12 protein-coding genes are annotated in these 14,124 nt (G+C 66.5%); 6 read left to right on the top strand and 6 right to left on the bottom strand.

Annotated elements, in window-relative coordinates; translation table 11 throughout:
* Positions 1 to 41 precede the first annotated feature (41 nt).
* Positions 42 to 731 (top strand): DNA repair protein RecO, encoded by a 690-nt coding sequence (recO, locus tag IN820_RS15280; RefSeq protein ID WP_193681782.1) that lies wholly within the window; start codon positions 42 to 44, stop codon positions 729 to 731.
* The gene (gene pdxJ, locus IN820_RS15275) at positions 724 to 1,470 is read left to right on the top strand and encodes a pyridoxine 5'-phosphate synthase (protein WP_193681781.1); all 747 of its coding nucleotides are present in this window, start codon (positions 724 to 726) and stop codon (positions 1,468 to 1,470) included. Before recO ends, pdxJ begins: the two co-directional genes overlap by 8 nt.
* 98 nt (positions 1,471 to 1,568) lie before the next feature.
* On the opposite strand, the gene IN820_RS15270 is transcribed toward pdxJ, so the two are convergent.
* Together IN820_RS15270 and IN820_RS15265 are read right to left on the bottom strand one after the other, a co-directional pair.
* Positions 1,569 to 1,775: a DUF2905 domain-containing protein gene (locus IN820_RS15270; protein ID WP_193681780.1), complete on the bottom strand. Its 207-nt coding sequence runs from the start codon at positions 1,773 to 1,775 to the stop codon at positions 1,569 to 1,571.
* Positions 1,776 to 1,794: 19 nt separating this feature from the next.
* Positions 1,795 to 2,715: a LysR family transcriptional regulator gene (locus IN820_RS15265; protein ID WP_193681779.1), complete on the bottom strand. Its 921-nt coding sequence runs from the start codon at positions 2,713 to 2,715 to the stop codon at positions 1,795 to 1,797.
* A 190-nt stretch (positions 2,716 to 2,905) separates the two neighbouring features.
* Between IN820_RS15265 and IN820_RS15260 the strand changes: the two genes are divergently transcribed.
* Positions 2,906 to 3,151 carry a hypothetical protein gene (locus IN820_RS15260; RefSeq protein WP_235989175.1) on the top strand — a complete coding sequence of 82 codons (246 nt, stop codon included), beginning with the start codon at positions 2,906 to 2,908 and terminating at the stop codon, positions 3,149 to 3,151.
* 31 nt (positions 3,152 to 3,182) lie between these two features.
* On the opposite strand, the gene cmoB is transcribed toward IN820_RS15260, so the two are convergent.
* The 4 genes from cmoB to lon all read right to left on the bottom strand — a co-directional run bounded on the left by cmoB (position 3,183) and on the right by lon (position 7,912).
* A complete protein-coding gene (gene cmoB, locus IN820_RS15255) occupies positions 3,183 to 4,145 on the bottom strand; it encodes a tRNA 5-methoxyuridine(34)/uridine 5-oxyacetic acid(34) synthase CmoB (protein ID WP_193681778.1) in 963 nt (320 codons plus the stop codon).
* Positions 4,142 to 4,900, bottom strand: a complete 759-nt coding sequence (gene cmoA / locus IN820_RS15250) for a carboxy-S-adenosyl-L-methionine synthase CmoA (RefSeq protein WP_193681777.1) — start codon at positions 4,898 to 4,900, stop codon at positions 4,142 to 4,144. Before cmoA ends, cmoB begins: the two co-directional genes overlap by 4 nt.
* 61 nt (positions 4,901 to 4,961) lie before the next feature.
* Positions 4,962 to 5,363 carry a protease inhibitor I42 family protein gene (locus IN820_RS15245; protein WP_193681776.1) on the bottom strand — a complete coding sequence of 134 codons (402 nt, stop codon included), beginning with the start codon at positions 5,361 to 5,363 and terminating at the stop codon, positions 4,962 to 4,964.
* Between the two features lie 161 nt (positions 5,364 to 5,524).
* Positions 5,525 to 7,912: an endopeptidase La gene (gene lon / locus IN820_RS15240; RefSeq protein ID WP_193681775.1), complete on the bottom strand. Its 2,388-nt coding sequence runs from the start codon at positions 7,910 to 7,912 to the stop codon at positions 5,525 to 5,527.
* Between the two features lie 116 nt (positions 7,913 to 8,028).
* Between lon and IN820_RS15235 the strand changes: the two genes are divergently transcribed.
* From IN820_RS15235 to putP, 3 genes are all read left to right on the top strand, one after another.
* Complete coding sequence (locus IN820_RS15235; RefSeq protein ID WP_193681774.1) at positions 8,029 to 8,784, top strand: AraC family transcriptional regulator; 756 nt, start codon at positions 8,029 to 8,031, stop codon at positions 8,782 to 8,784.
* 392 nt (positions 8,785 to 9,176) lie between these two features.
* A complete protein-coding gene (gene putA, locus IN820_RS15230) occupies positions 9,177 to 12,338 on the top strand; it encodes a bifunctional proline dehydrogenase/L-glutamate gamma-semialdehyde dehydrogenase PutA (RefSeq protein ID WP_193681773.1) in 3,162 nt (1,053 codons plus the stop codon).
* 300 nt (positions 12,339 to 12,638) lie between these two features.
* Positions 12,639 to 14,123, top strand: a complete 1,485-nt coding sequence (putP, locus tag IN820_RS15225) for a sodium/proline symporter PutP (RefSeq protein ID WP_193681772.1) — start codon at positions 12,639 to 12,641, stop codon at positions 14,121 to 14,123.
* The last annotated feature ends 1 nt before the right edge of the window (position 14,124 follow it).

The raw sequence follows: 14,124 nt of genomic DNA, 5'->3' as shown, positions 1-14,124 counted from the left end.
GCCGCAGGCCGCAAGCTGCAAGTCTTCTTGAGGCTTGTCGCTTGGAGCTCGGCGCTTACGTTCTGCATAGCCGCCCCTATAAGGAAAGCAGTGCGCTGGTCGACCTGTTCACCCCGCAGGGGCGGTTGCGCGCCGTCATGCGCGCGGCGCGTGGCAAGGCCGGCAGCCTGATCCGACCCTTCGTTTCGCTGGAAGTGGAGCTGCGCGGCAAGTCGGAGCTCAAGACCGTCGCCCGCCTCGAAGGCGCCGGACCTTCGCATTGGCTGGATGGCCAGGCGCTGTTCAGCGGGTTGTACCTCAACGAGTTGCTGATTCGCCTCCTGCCCGCCGAGGACGCCCACCCCGCCTTGTTCGATCACTATGTCGCGACGCTGCCGGCGCTGGCGGCGCACCGCCCGCTGGAGCCGCTGCTGCGGGCCTTCGAATGGCGATTGCTGAGCGAGCTGGGTTATGGTTTTTCCTTGAGCACCGACATCGGCGGGCAGCCGGTCGAGCCCGAGCGGCTTTATCGGCTGCTGCCCGACGCCGGGCTGGAAGCGGTCGAGCTGTTCCAGCCCGGGCTGTTCAATGGTGCGGAACTCCTGGCGATGGCCGAGGCCGATTGGCAGACGCCCGGCGCCCTGGCGGCGGCCAAGCGGCTGATGCGCCAGGCCCTGGCACCTCATCTGGGCGGCCGACCGCTGGTCAGCCGCGAACTGTTCATGAACCTGAAGGAGGCCCCGCGTGACTGAAGCCAATCGAATCCTGCTCGGCGTCAACGTCGACCATGTCGCCACCCTGCGCCAGGCCCGTGGCACGCGCTACCCGGACCCGGTCAAGGCCGCGCTGGATGCCGAGGAAGCCGGTGCCGACGGCATCACCGTGCACCTGCGCGAAGATCGTCGGCACATCCAGGAGCGCGACGTGCTGATGATGAAGGACGCCCTGCAGACGCGAATGAACTTCGAGATGGGCGTCACCGAGGCGATGCTCGCCTTCGCCGAACGGCTGCGCCCGGAGCACGTCTGCCTGGTGCCGGAAACCCGCCAGGAACTGACCACCGAGGGCGGTCTCGATGTGGCCGGCCAGGAAGCGCGCATCCGCGCTGCGGTGGAGCGGCTGGCGGCCTGTGGCGCCGAGGTCTCGCTGTTCATTGATGCCGATCCGCGGCAGATCGAGGCGGCGGCCCGCATCGGTGCGCCGGCCATCGAACTGCATACCGGGCGCTACGCCGATGCGCACGGCGTCGCCGAGCGGGCCTGCGAACTGGCGCGCATCCGCGACGGCGTGGAGGCGGGGCTGAGCCATGGGCTGGTCGTCAATGCCGGCCACGGCCTGCACTATCACAACACCGAGGCCATTGCCGCGATCCGCGGCGTCAACGAGCTGAACATCGGCCACGCCATCGTCGCCCATGCGCTGTTCGTCGGCTTCAAGCAGGCCGTCAAGGAAATGAAGCAACTGATCGTCACCGCAGCGGCGCGGGGCTGAGGAAGCCGGCGTAGGGTGGAAAATCGCAACGCGTTTTCCACCTTTGGCCGTTGCTTGGTGGAAAAGAGCTTCGCTCGTTTTCCACCCTACGAAAGCCTTCAGCGGCGAAAGAGATTGATCAGCACCGTCAGCAGAATGCTGATCAGGATCATCGACGTGATCGGGACGAATACCTTGCTGCGCCCCGACTCGATGCGGATGTCGCCGGGTAGACGACCGAACCAGTTCAGCAGCCAGGGGAAATAGTGCCAGGCGACGCCGAGCAGGAGCAGAACCGCCCCGGTGACGAACATCCAGCGTGCCATGCGGTTCCCCTCCCGATCGTTACCGGTTGCCGCCGGGCCAGCCGCGGCGGTATTCGGCGAAGGCCGCGATTACGTGCTCGGCGAGTACCTCGACCGGTTCGCTGCGGTTGCTGCCACGCAGCAGCTTGATCCGATATTCGCCCAGTTCGGGCAAGCCGAACTGGCCGTCCAGGTGCTGCAAGGGCGCTCGGAGCAGGCTCAGCGGGTAGGGCGCGATCGCCAGGTCGGCGATCATCGCCGCTTCCTGACCGGCGGCCTGCTCGCTGGAATAGGCGATGCGATAGGTGCGACCGACGCGATCGAGGGCATCCAGGGCCTGTCGCCGCCAGGCGCAGTCGGGGCTGGCCAGCGCCAGCGGTAGCGGCGAGCGCAACGCGGCGACGCCGCCGGTGCGGCCGGCCCAGACCAGCGGCTCGCTATGGATGGCTTCCCCCCGCGAGTCGTCCTGCCCCAGGTTGCCGACACTGACCAGTGCCAGGTCCAGCTCGCCCGCGTCGATACGCTCGATCATCTCGACGCTGCGCCCGACCGAGACGTCCACGTCCACCGCCGGATGGCTGCGGGCGAACAGCGCCAGCAGGCCGGGCAGGATGCGAGTGCCGATATCGCCCGGCGTGCCGAAGCGCACGCGTCCCTGCAACGCCGGTTGCAGGAAGTGCGCGACCGCCTCGTCGTTGAGCCTGAGCAGGCGTCGCGCATAGCCCAGCAGGGTCTCGCCGGCCGGCGTGAGGCGCACCTGTCGTGCTTCGCGAACGAACAACGGGCGCCCCAGGGTTTCTTCCAGGCGCTTGATCTGCATGCTGACCGCCGACGTGGTGCGATAGACCTGTCCCGCGGCGCGGGTGAAGCTGCCGCTTTCGGCGATGGCGACGAACGTTCGCAACACGTCGCTTTCCAGCAACGGCATCGCGGTAGGGAGTTGTTCTGCAGGCTGTGACATGGCTTGGCTTCAATATTTCTGAACGCAGGTTTTTATATTAGTCGTTTGTTTGAACGATCCAAGCCCCCTCATCCTGTTCGTGACGGATGGCAGCCACAGCCGGTGGCTTGCCGCCATGCCGAACGAAGCGGAGGTGAGCATGCCTGTTGCACATCGTAGAAGCGGGACAGGACGAGAGGCGGAGCCGCGGATGCCCGACGTCTACCTGCCCGCCATGTGGCCGCTGGAACTGCAGTACAGCCTGCAGGACTGGTACCGCGCCTGGTGTCTGCGGCGCCTGTATCGACAGTTGTCGACGCTGGACGATCGTCAGTTGGCGGCACGTGACCTGACTCGGCCGCAGCTGATTGCAAAGACCGAGCGGCCGCTGCGGGTGATGGCGGCGCAGCAGCGCCTGGCGCGGCAGAAACGTTGCGCGGCCAGTGCCGGCCGTTGAGGCGCTCCGCGGGAGCGAAACAAGCGTCGCGTCAGGGCTTGCGCGCCAGCAGCACGGCGCGCATCGGCGCCGGCAGCCCTTCGGCGGTCTTGCCATGATCCTCGGGGTCGAGGAAGTCCGGCAGCGACTGGTAGCGCATCCATTCGGTGCTGCGCTGTTCCTCGACACGGGTGACACTGACGTCCACGCAGCGCACGTCGACGAAACCGGCGCGTCGCAGCCAGCGCTCCAGCGCCGCTACCGAGGGCAGGAACCAGACGTTGCGCATTTGCGCATAGCGGTCTTCGGGCAGCAGCGCGGTGTTCTCGTCGCCTTCGATCACCAGGGTTTCCAGCACCAGTTCGCCGCCGCGGACCAGGCAGTCCTTGAGGTCGAGCAGGTGGTCGATGGGCGAGCGGCGGTGGTAGAGCACGCCCATGGAAAACACCGTCTCGAAGCCTTCCAGTTTCGGCGGCAGCTCTTCCAGGGCGAAGGGCAGGTGCCAGGCCGGCAGTTCGGGCAGGTAGCGCTTCATCGCGTGGAACTGGCAGAAGAACAGCCAGTTGGGGTCGACACCGACCACGCTGTCGGCACCGGCGCCGAGCATGCGCCACATGTAGTAGCCGTTGCCGCAGCCGACATCGAGGATGCGCTTGCCGGCGAGATCCAGGTGCGGCGCGACGCGGGCCCATTTCCAGTCCGAGCGCCATTCGGTGTCCACGTGTACGCCGAACACCTCGAACGGGCCCTTGCGCCACGGCGACAGGCCCATCAGTGCATCGCGGGTGGCCAGGCGGGTGGCGTCGTCGCAGGTGGCATCCAGGCGAAAACCCTCGCGCAGTTCCACGGCGCTCGGCAGCAGCTCCGGCAGCGCGTCGACGGCACGGCGCCAGCGCGGCAGGTCGCCATGGCCGATTTCCAGCTTGGCGTCCAGTTGCCGTTGTACATCGTTGGCCCAGGTGGCCAGGGGCGTGCCGGCCAGGCGCCAGGCGAGGGGCGTCAGGTCGAGATTCATGGCAGGGCGATCAGCGAGGCGAAATTCAGGCACTGGAACCAGGGCACGACCTTGCTGAAGCCGGCGTCCAGCAGGCGCTGGCGGTGGGTTTCCAGGCTGTCGGGCTTCATCACGTTTTCGATGGCGCTGCGTTTCTGGGCGATTTCCAGTTCGCTGTAACCATTGGCGCGCTTGAAGGCGATGTGCAGGTCGGTCAGCAACTGTTGCTCGTCGTCGTCCTCGAAGCGCAGCTTTTCCGAGAGGATCAGCGCACCGCCGGGGACCAGGGCCTGGCGGATGCGGCCGAGCAGCGCCGGGCGTTGCTCGGGGGCGATGAACTGCAGGGTGAAGTTCAGCGCCACCAGCGAGGCGGGTTGGAATGCCAGAGCAAGGATATCGTCTTCGATCACCTCCACCGGCAGCAACTCCTGGAACATCGAGTCCTGCGCGTGCAGGTACTCGCGGCAGCGCTCGACCATCGCGCTGGAATTGTCCACGGCGACGACCCGGCAGTTGTCGACCTTCACATGGCGGCGCAGCGCCTGGGTCACCGCGCCCAGCGAGCAGCCCAGATCGTACAGGCGGGTGTCCGGCTGGGCGAACTGCGCGGCGATCACCCCGAGGTTCTCGACGATGGCCGGGTAGCCCGGTACCGAGCGCTTGATCATGTCAGGGAACACCCGCACCACGTCCTCGTTGAACACGAAGTCCTGGATACGGGCGAGGGGCTGGGCGAACAGGCGATCGGGATCGTGACTCACGGTGTCGGGCGGCATGTGTGAAAAACGGGGCGGCATTGTAGCCGAAAGCATGTCCGGGCGCGGACTCCGTCGGGGCTCAATGCACCTCGATCCGACAGTCGAACAGGCCGGCCGGCTCGGCATCGGGCTCCCAGGGGCGCTGGTAGGTCAGGTAGAGCCGGCCGCTGCCGGGCGCATGGGCCTCGAAACGCCAGGTGGAGAGGCCATCGCCGCCGATCATGTCGTCCTTCGGATTGCTGAACACCTCGGGGCCGAGGCTGCGCAATTGCTCGGCGGAGGCCTCGCGCAGGGTCCAGCGATAGCCCGTGGCGGGATTGCTCGGCAGGCTGACGATCAGTTGCTGGCCGCTCTGCAGCGCCTGTGGGCAGCGGCGATCGTCGCTGAGCACCACGCTCGACGGCGCCTGACTCTTGCCGGCGCAGGCCGCGAGCAGCAGGAAGGTGGCGGGCAGCAACAGACGGGAGATGACGAAAGGCATGATCGACACCGGTCAGGTTGGGAGTGGGCAAGGATAGCTGCCATTGGGGCGCAGGCCCAAGGGCTTGCGGCGATGTGGAATGTAGGGCGGGTTGTAACCCGCCCTACGACAGGAGCCGCGCCCTCGCGGCAATGCAGGCCGCAAGGCCTGCCGTCATCCCCTCAGAACAGCACCTTGGCCACATCGGCGAAGCGCTTGGCGAAATGCACCGTCAGGCCTTCCTTCAGGTAGTCCGGCAGCTCCTCGAAATCGCCGCGGTTGGCTTCCGGCAGGATCAGCTCGAAGATTTTCTGCCGACGTGCGGCGATCACCTTCTCGCGCACGCCGCCGATCGGCAGCACATGGCCGGTGAGGGTCAGCTCGCCGGTCATCGCCACGCCCTTCTTCGGCGGCTGGTTGCGCGCCAGCGACAGCAGCGCGCTGGCCATGGTGATGCCGGCGCTGGGGCCGTCCTTGGGCGTCGCGCCCTCCGGTACGTGCAGGTGCACGAAGGCCTCGTCGAAGAATTCCGGGTCGCCCTTGAAGTCCTTCAGGTGCGAACTGACGTAGCTGTAGGCGATCTCCGCCGACTCCTTCATCACGTCGCCGAGCTGGCCGGTGAGCTTGAAGCCGCGGTTGTGGGTATGGATGCGCGTCGCCTCGATCGGCAGGGTGGCGCCGCCCATGCTGGTCCAGGCCAGCCCCGTGATCACGCCGACGCCGGAGAGCACCTGCTCGCTACGGAACACCGGTTTGCCCAGGTAGCTTTCCAGATCCTTCGGGGTGATCTTCAGGCTGATCGACGGGTCTTCCAGCAGCTTGACCACCGCCTTGCGCACCAGCTTGCCGAGCTGCTTCTCCAGCTGCCGCACGCCGGCCTCGCGGGCATAGCCTTCGGTCACGGCTTTCAGTGCGCCGTCGCTGATGCTCAGGCGCTGCCTGGGCACGCCGGTCTTGTTCAACAGCTTGGGCCAGAGGTGGCGCTTGGCGATGGCCAGCTTCTCCTCGGCGATGTAGCCGGACAGGCGGATCACCTCCATGCGGTCGAGCAGCGGCCCGGGGATCGAGTCCAGGGTATTGGCGGTGCAGACGAACAGCACCTTGGACAGGTCCAGGCGCAGGTCCAGGTAGTGGTCGAGGAATTCCACGTTCTGCTCCGGATCGAGCGTCTCCAGCAGCGCCGAGGCCGGATCGCCCTGGAAGCTGGCGCCGAGCTTGTCGATCTCGTCGAGCATGATCACCGGGTTCATCACCTCGACGTCCTTGAGTGCCTGCACCAGCTTGCCGGGCAGGGCGCCGATGTAGGTGCGCCGATGGCCCTTGATTTCCGCCTCGTCGCGCATGCCGCCCACCGAGAAACGATAGAACGGCCGGCCCAGCGACTCGGCGATGGACTTGCCGATGCTGGTCTTGCCCACGCCCGGCGGGCCCACCAGCAGCACGATGGAGCCGGCGATCTCGCCCTTGAAGGCGCCGACCGCGAGGAATTCGAGGATGCGGTTCTTGATGTCGTCCAGCCCCGCATGGTGCTTGTCCAGCACCTTGCGCGCGCGCTTGAGGTCGAGCTTGTCCTTGCCGTAGATCCCCCAGGGCAGGGCGGTCGCCCAGTCCAGGTAGTTGCGGGTGACGGCGTATTCCGGCGAGCCGGTCTCGAGGATCGACAGCTTGTTCAATTCCTCGTCGATGCGTTTCTGCGCCGCCGGCGGCACCACCTTGCCTTCCAGGCGGGCGCGGAATTCGTCGGCGTCGGCGCTCTTGTCGTCCTTGGTGATGCCCAGTTCGCGCTGGATGATCTTCAGCTGCTCTTTGAGGAAAAACTCGCGCTGGCGCTCGCCGATCTTGCGGTTGACCTCGCCGGTCAGCTCCTTCTGCAGCCTGGCGACCTCCACTTCCTTGCGCAGCAGCGGCAGCACCTTTTCCATGCGCTTGAGCACCGGCACGGTGTCCAACACCTCCTGCAGTTCCGCACCCGGCGCGGTGGTCAGCGCGGCGGCGAAGTCGGACAGCGGCGACGGGTCGTTGGGGCTGAAGCGGTTGAGGTAGTTCTTCAGTTCCTCGCTGTACAGCGGGTTGAGCGGCAGCAGTTCCTTGATCGCGTTGATCAGCGCCATGCCGTAGGCCTTCACCTCGTCGCGCGGATCGTCGTCGCTCTTGGGGTAGTCCACTTCCACCAGGTACGGCGGTTTGCGCCGCAGCCAGCCACGGATACGCACCCGCGCCAGGCCCTGGGCGACGAATTGCAGCTTGCCGCCTTCCTGCGAGGCGTGGTGCACGCGGACCATGGTGCCGTGTTCCGGCAGGCTGGCCGGGTCGAAGGTCGCCATGTCCAGCACCGGCGAATCGACGAAGAACAGCGCCACGCGCTGGTGCGGCGTCTTGGCCACGCGCTCCAGGGTTTCCGCCCAGGGATCTTCATTGACGATCACCGGCAGCACCTGCGCCGGGAAGAACGGCCGGTTGTGGATGGGGATGATGTAGAGCTTGTCCGGTTGCTGCTGGTCCGGCAGCACGAGCCCGTTGGAGGAGATGATTTCCTGGTCGAGATTGTCCTGGTTGATGTCGTCGTTCATGCGGCACCCGTTTCGAATACGTGCAACTTAGATGGGTGCGCGTGGGATGATTTCAATCCCACGGCGATGTGGCGGCGGGGGTGGGCATGTGCGCCCGGCTTCGGTAGAGTGCCGCCATGCTCAATGCCCGTCTGCTCCGCCTGGATGATCAGGCCCATCAGCATGCCCACGATTATCACCAGTTGGTGATGTCGCTGGCTGGGCGCGCGGAATTCGAGGTGGAGGGCTCCGGCGGCGAAGTCTGTCGCATGCGCGCCTGCCTGGTGCCGGGCGATGCCGATCACGGCTTCGCCGGCATGGGCGACAACCGCATGCTGATCATCGACCTGGATGAGCAGGACGCCTGCCTCGACGATCCGCAACTGCTCGCCCGGCTGTTCGAGGCGCCGCGCTATCCGGCGCTGGATGCCGATTTTCAGAACCTGCTCGCCTATGCCGGCGCCGAGCTCGCGCGCTATGGCAGCGATCCGCTGCTCGCCCGCGCGCTGGGCGGCGTGCTGCTGCGGGCGCTGCACCTGCGGCTGTTCGGCGAGTCGCTGCCGCGCCCGGCCAGCCCGCTGGATCTTGAGCGGCTCGATACGCATATCCATGACAACCTGGCGCGGCGCATCACCGTCGCCGAGCTGGCGCAGGTCGCCTGCCTGAGTCCGGGGCACTTCCATGCGCAATTCAAGGACAGCGTCGGCCTGACGCCCCATCAATACCTGCTCAAGGCCCGCCTCGATCGCGCCGCCCGCCTGCTGCGCGAGACGCCGCTGCCGCTGGTGCGCATCGCCGAGGAGTGCGGCTTCTCCAGCCAGAGTGCGTTGACCACGGCGACCCGCCGCTATCTGGGATTGACGCCCAAGCGCCTGCGCGACACCGAGGGCTGAGCCCGGGCCGTCCTGGTGCGGCGCCAGCGCAAAGTGCCTGAAGGCTGCCTCATCCTGGTGCGCAGTGCTTTTCGTCGTCGAATTTCGCAGTCTTCTGCAAAAACTCCGGAGCTTTTCGCAAGAACGTCGCGCTGCGCTGCCCCTACATTCCGCCATCCGCTCAGCAACGATCCGCCCGGCAATGCCCCAGTGCCCGGATCGATGGGCTAGACCTATCAGGCTGTTGAAAAACTACCTGCGTTGCCATCGCGGCGTTAAAAACAGGCTCAAAATGCTCATTTACCGCTCGTAAACTGCGCTTTTTCGCCTGTTTTTGCCTTGCGCTGGCTGCCTCGCCTACGTTTTTCAACAGCCTGCTATTACAAACACACCCACACTGGAGGAGCGGCGCGATGTTCAAGGCCGGTCACGTGCTGGATGGCGCCTTCGCCAACCAGAAAGCCGCAGAATTCTTTCCCGCCATCAGCGCCAATTACAGCGTCGACGAGGCGGCCTACCTCACCGAACTGCTGCAGCTGGCCGATCCCGGCGACGCCGGGATCGGCGCCATTCGCGAGCGGGCCCGCAGCCTGATCGAGACGGTGCGCGGCCGCGAGAACGCCGTCGATACCCTCGATGCGCTGTTGCGCCAGTACAGCCTCGACACCCAGGAAGGGCTGATGCTGATGTGCCTGGCCGAGGCCTTGCTGCGCGTGCCGGACTCGGCCACCGCCGATGCGCTGATCCGCGACAAGCTCAACGCCGCCGAGTGGGAGCGCCACCTCGGCCAGAGCGACAACGTGCTGGTCAATTTCGCCGCCTGGGGGCTGGTGATGACCGGCAAGGTGGTCGACCCGGAAACCGCCGACGGCCGTCCGAAGAACGTCATCGGCCGGCTACTCAAGCGTTCCGGCGAGCCGGTGATCCGCGGGGCGATGAACCAGGCGATGAAGCTGATGGGCAAGCAGTTCGTGCTTGGCCGGACCATCGCCGAAGCCCTGAAGAACGGCCGTCCCGAGCGCGAGAAGGGCTACAGCTATTCCTTCGACATGCTCGGCGAAGCGGCGTTGACCGCCGAGGATGCCGCCAAGTACATGGCCGACTACCGTCAGGCCGTGGAAACCGTGGGGGCCGAGCCGCAGGTCGGCAAGGGACCGCGCCCCTCGGTATCGATCAAGCTGTCGGCGCTGCACCCGCGTTATGAAGTCGCCCAGCGCGAGCGCGTGCTCACCGAGTTGTTCGCCAATGTCCGCGATCTGGCCATCCTGGCGCGTGAGCGCGACGTCGGCATCACCATCGATGCCGAGGAGGCCGACCGCCTGGAGCTATCGCTGGAGCTGTTCGAAAAGCTCATGCGTGACCCGGCCATCGCCGGCTGGGGCGAGTTCGGCCTGGTCATCCAGGCCTATTCCAAGCGCTGCCTGCCGGTGCTGGTGTGGCTGACCCTGCTCGGTCGCGAACTCGGTGCGCGCATTCCGCTGCGCCTGGTCAAGGGCGCCTACTGGGACAGCGAGATCAAGCAGTGCCAGGTGCAGGGCCTGGACGGCTACCCGGTGTTCACCCGCAAGGAAGGCACCGACACCTCGTACCTCGCCTGCGCGCGCTACCTGTTGTCCGAGCACACCCGCGGGGTGATCTACCCGCAGTTCGCCAGCCACAACGCGCACACGGTCAGTTGCATCCTGGCCATGGCCGAGGAAAACGCGCAGCCGCGCGAGTTCGAGTTCCAGCGCCTGCACGGCATGGGCGATGCGCTGTACGACACGGTGATCGAGAAGTACCGCAAGAACGTGCGCATCTATGCACCGGTCGGCGCGCACAAGGACCTGCTGCCATACCTGGTGCGCCGCCTGCTGGAGAACGGCGCCAACTCCTCGTTCGTCCACCAGCTGGTCGACCCGCGCGTGCCGGTGGACTCGCTGATCGATCACCCGGTGAGCCAGCTGCGCCAGTTCGCCGCGCTGGGCAACCCGCGCATTCCGCTGCCGCCGGCGCTGTTCGGCAATCGCAAGAACTCCCAAGGGATCAACATGAATATCCAGAACCAATGGAACGAACTGGCCAGCGCCTACCAATCTTTCCTCGAGCGCCAGTGGCAGGCCGCGCCGGTGATCGGAGGCCAGCCCCTGAGCGGGACGCCCGCTGAGGTGCGCTGCCCCTATGACCTGAACAAGGTCGTCGGCCAGGCCCAGTTCGCCAGCGCCGAGCAGGCGCGTCAGGCCATCGATCGCCTGGCCACCTATTGGCCGACCTGGAATGCCACGCCAGTGGAGACCCGCGCCGCTATATTGGAACGCCTGGGCGATCTGCTGGAGCAGCACCGCGCCGAGCTGATGGCGCTGTGCACCGTGGAAGCCGGCAAGTCGCTGCAGGACGGCATCGACGAGGTGCGCGAGGCCGTGGATTTCTGCCGCTACTACGCGCAGCAGGCACGACTGAAACTCGGCCGCGAGGAGCTCAAGGGCCCGACCGGCGAGCGCAACGAGCTGTTCCATGAAGGCCGCGGCGTGTTCGTCTGCGTCAGCCCGTGGAACTTCCCGCTGGCCATCTACCTCGGCCAGATCAGCGCGGCGCTGGTCGCCGGCAATACCGTGCTGGCCAAGCCGGCCGAGCAGACCAGCCTGATTGCTGCGCGTGCGCTTGAGCTGATGTTCGACGCCGGTCTGCCAAAGGAGGCGATCGCCCTCCTGCCCGGCGACGGTGCCACCCTGGGCGGCGTGTTCTGTCGCGATCCGCGCGTGGTCGGCGTGTGCTTTACCGGCTCGACGGACACGGCGCGCATCATCAACCGCCAGCTCGCCGAGAAGGAAGGGCCGATCGCCACGCTGATCGCCGAGACCGGCGGGCAGAACGCGATGATCGTCGACTCCACCGCGCTACCCGAGCAGGTGATCAAGGATGCCGTCGGCTCGGCCTTCACCAGCGCCGGCCAGCGCTGCTCGGCCCTGCGCGTGCTCTACGTGCAGCGCGACATCGCCGAGCGGGTGATCGAGCTGCTCAAGGGCGCCATGGCCGAACTGAAGGTCGGCCCGACGCACCTGCGCGAGAACGACATCGGCCCGGTGATCGACCAGGAGGCGCGCGACGCGCTGCTGGCGCACATCCAGCAGCTCAAGGGCGAAGGGCGGCTGATCGCCGAAGCCACGCTGCCCGAGGGCCTCGCTGGCCATTTCGTCGCGCCGGTGGCCTTCGAGATCGGCGGCATCGAAGAACTCAGGAAAGAACACTTCGGCCCGGTGCTGCACGTGGTGCGTTACGACGCGGCGGACCTGGAGAAAGTCGTCGCGGCGATCAACGCCACCGGCTACGGCCTGACCCTCGGGGTGCACAGCCGCAACGAGGAAACCGCCGCGCGCATCGAGCGGCTTTCGCGGGTCGGCAATCTCTACGTCAACCGCAACCAGATCGGCGCCGTGGTCGGCGTGCAGCCCTTCGGCGGTTGCGGGCTGTCCGGCACCGGGCCGAAGGCCGGCGGGCCCAGCTACCTGCTGCGCTTCACCAACGAGCGCACCACCTCGACCAATACCACGGCGGTGGGCGGCAACGCTTCGCTGCTGTCGCTCGGCGACGATTGAGCGGGTCAGATCGTAGGGTGGAAAACTCGCGAAGCGATTTTCCACGCGGATGCAGCCACGCGGATGCAGCGGGTTGGTGGATGGCTGCGGCCATCCACCCTACGGAATGGCGTAAACCTCCCGGCTGCTGCGGCAGCCGGAACACAACAACAATTGGACAGTTGGCGGTCGCTCTTCCGCCACTGACGGGCCCGGGTTGGGTCTGTCGCAGGTGATGGCCTTTTTCGCCATCGCCCTCTGCCAAGGTGTCGCGCGGGGCCGCTCGCGTTGCGCCGAACAACAACTAACGAGGGACACACAATGAGCGTCAGTACACCCACGCTGATCACCTTTCTGATCTACATCGCGGCGATGATCCTGATCGGCTTCATCGCCTACCGCGCCACCAAGAACTTCTCCGACTACATCCTCGGCGGGCGCAGCCTCGGCAGCTTCGTCACCGCGCTGTCGGCCGGCGCCTCGGACATGAGCGGCTGGCTGCTGATGGGCCTGCCCGGGGCGATCTTCGTCGCCGGCCTGTCGGAAAGCTGGATCGCCATCGGCCTGATCGTCGGCGCCTGGCTGAACTGGCTGTTCGTCGCCGGGCGTCTGCGCGTGCACACCGAGCACAACCACAACGCGCTGACCCTGCCGGACTACTTCTCCCACCGCTTCGAGGACCAGAGCCGCCTGCTGCGGATCTTCTCCGCGCTGGTGATCCTGGTGTTCTTCACCATCTACTGCGCCTCGGGCGTGGTGGCCGGCGCACGGCTGTTCGAGTCGACCTTCGGCATGCCGTACGAATACGCGCTGTGGGTCGGCGCGGCGGCGACCATCCTCTACGTGTTCATCGGCGGCTTCCTGGCGGTGAGCTGGACCGACACCGTGCAGGCCACGCTGATGATCTTCGCGTTGCTGATCACGCCGCTGTTCGTCATCCTCGCCCTGGGCGACATGGGCACCGTGATGGCCACCATCGAAGCGCAGAACCCGGCCAACTTCGACATGTTCCGTGGCCTGTCCTTCGTCGCCATCATCTCGCTGCTGGCCTGGGGCCTGGGCTACTTCGGCCAGCCGCACATCCTGGTGCGCTTCATGGCCGCCGACTCGATCAAGACCATCCCCAACGCCCGGCGCATCGGCATGACCTGGATGATCCTGACCCTGGCCGGGGCGGTGGCGGTGGGCTTTCTCGGCATCGCCTACTTCGCCGACCACCCGGAGCAGGCGGGCGCGGTGAGCCAGAACGGCGAGCGGGTGTTCATGGAACTGGTGAAGATCCTGTTCAACCCGTGGGTGGCCGGCATCATCCTCTCCGGTGTGCTGGCGGCGGTGATGAGCACCCTCAGCGCCCAGCTGCTGGTCAGCTCCAGCGCCCTGACCCAGGACTTCTACAAGGCCATGCTGCGCAAGAACGCCTCGCAGACCGAGCTGGTGTGGGTCGGCCGCGGCATGGTGCTGCTGATCGCGCTGATCGCCATCGGCATCGCCTCCAACCCGGAGAGCAAGGTGCTGGGCCTGGTGTCCTACGCCTGGGCCGGCTTCGGCGCGGCGTTCGGTCCGGTGGTGCTGATCTCGCTGCTGTGGAAGCGCATGACGCGCAACGGCGCGCTGGTGGGCATGCTGGTCGGTGCGGTTACCGTGGTGGTGTGGAAGGAATTCATCGGCCTGGGCCTGTACGAGATCATCCCCGGCTTCATCCTCGCCAGCCTCGCCATCTTCGTGGTGAGCAAGCTGGACGCCGAACCGGCGCCGAGCATCGTCAAGCGCTTCGAGGAAGCCGACGCGGACTACCACGCCGGCTGAT

The sequence above is a fragment of the Pseudomonas lopnurensis genome, assembly GCF_015070855.1.
GTDB lineage: Bacteria > Pseudomonadota > Gammaproteobacteria > Pseudomonadales > Pseudomonadaceae > Stutzerimonas > Stutzerimonas lopnurensis.
Note: the sequence above shows the minus strand (reverse complement) of the source record. Positions and strands in the feature narration are given on the sequence as shown.

What these genes read in the sequence shown, in the direction of transcription:
- IN820_RS15245 (WP_193681776.1), bottom strand. Translation starts at nt 5,363, where the DNA reads ATGCCTTTCGTCATCTCCCGTCTGTTGCTGCCCGCCACCTTCCTGCTG.
- IN820_RS15260 (WP_235989175.1), top strand. Translation starts at nt 2,906, where the DNA reads ATGCCCGACGTCTACCTGCCCGCCATGTGGCCGCTGGAACTGCAGTAC.
- IN820_RS15270 (WP_193681780.1), bottom strand. Translation starts at nt 1,775, where the DNA reads ATGGCACGCTGGATGTTCGTCACCGGGGCGGTTCTGCTCCTGCTCGGC.
- IN820_RS15235 (WP_193681774.1), top strand. Translation starts at nt 8,029, where the DNA reads ATGCTCAATGCCCGTCTGCTCCGCCTGGATGATCAGGCCCATCAGCAT.
- putA (WP_193681773.1), top strand. Translation starts at nt 9,177, where the DNA reads ATGTTCAAGGCCGGTCACGTGCTGGATGGCGCCTTCGCCAACCAGAAA.
- lon (WP_193681775.1), bottom strand. Translation starts at nt 7,912, where the DNA reads ATGAACGACGACATCAACCAGGACAATCTCGACCAGGAAATCATCTCC.
- IN820_RS15265 (WP_193681779.1), bottom strand. Translation starts at nt 2,715, where the DNA reads ATGTCACAGCCTGCAGAACAACTCCCTACCGCGATGCCGTTGCTGGAA.
- putP (WP_193681772.1), top strand. Translation starts at nt 12,639, where the DNA reads ATGAGCGTCAGTACACCCACGCTGATCACCTTTCTGATCTACATCGCG.
- cmoA (WP_193681777.1), bottom strand. Translation starts at nt 4,900, where the DNA reads ATGCCGCCCGACACCGTGAGTCACGATCCCGATCGCCTGTTCGCCCAG.
- cmoB (WP_193681778.1), bottom strand. Translation starts at nt 4,145, where the DNA reads ATGAATCTCGACCTGACGCCCCTCGCCTGGCGCCTGGCCGGCACGCCC.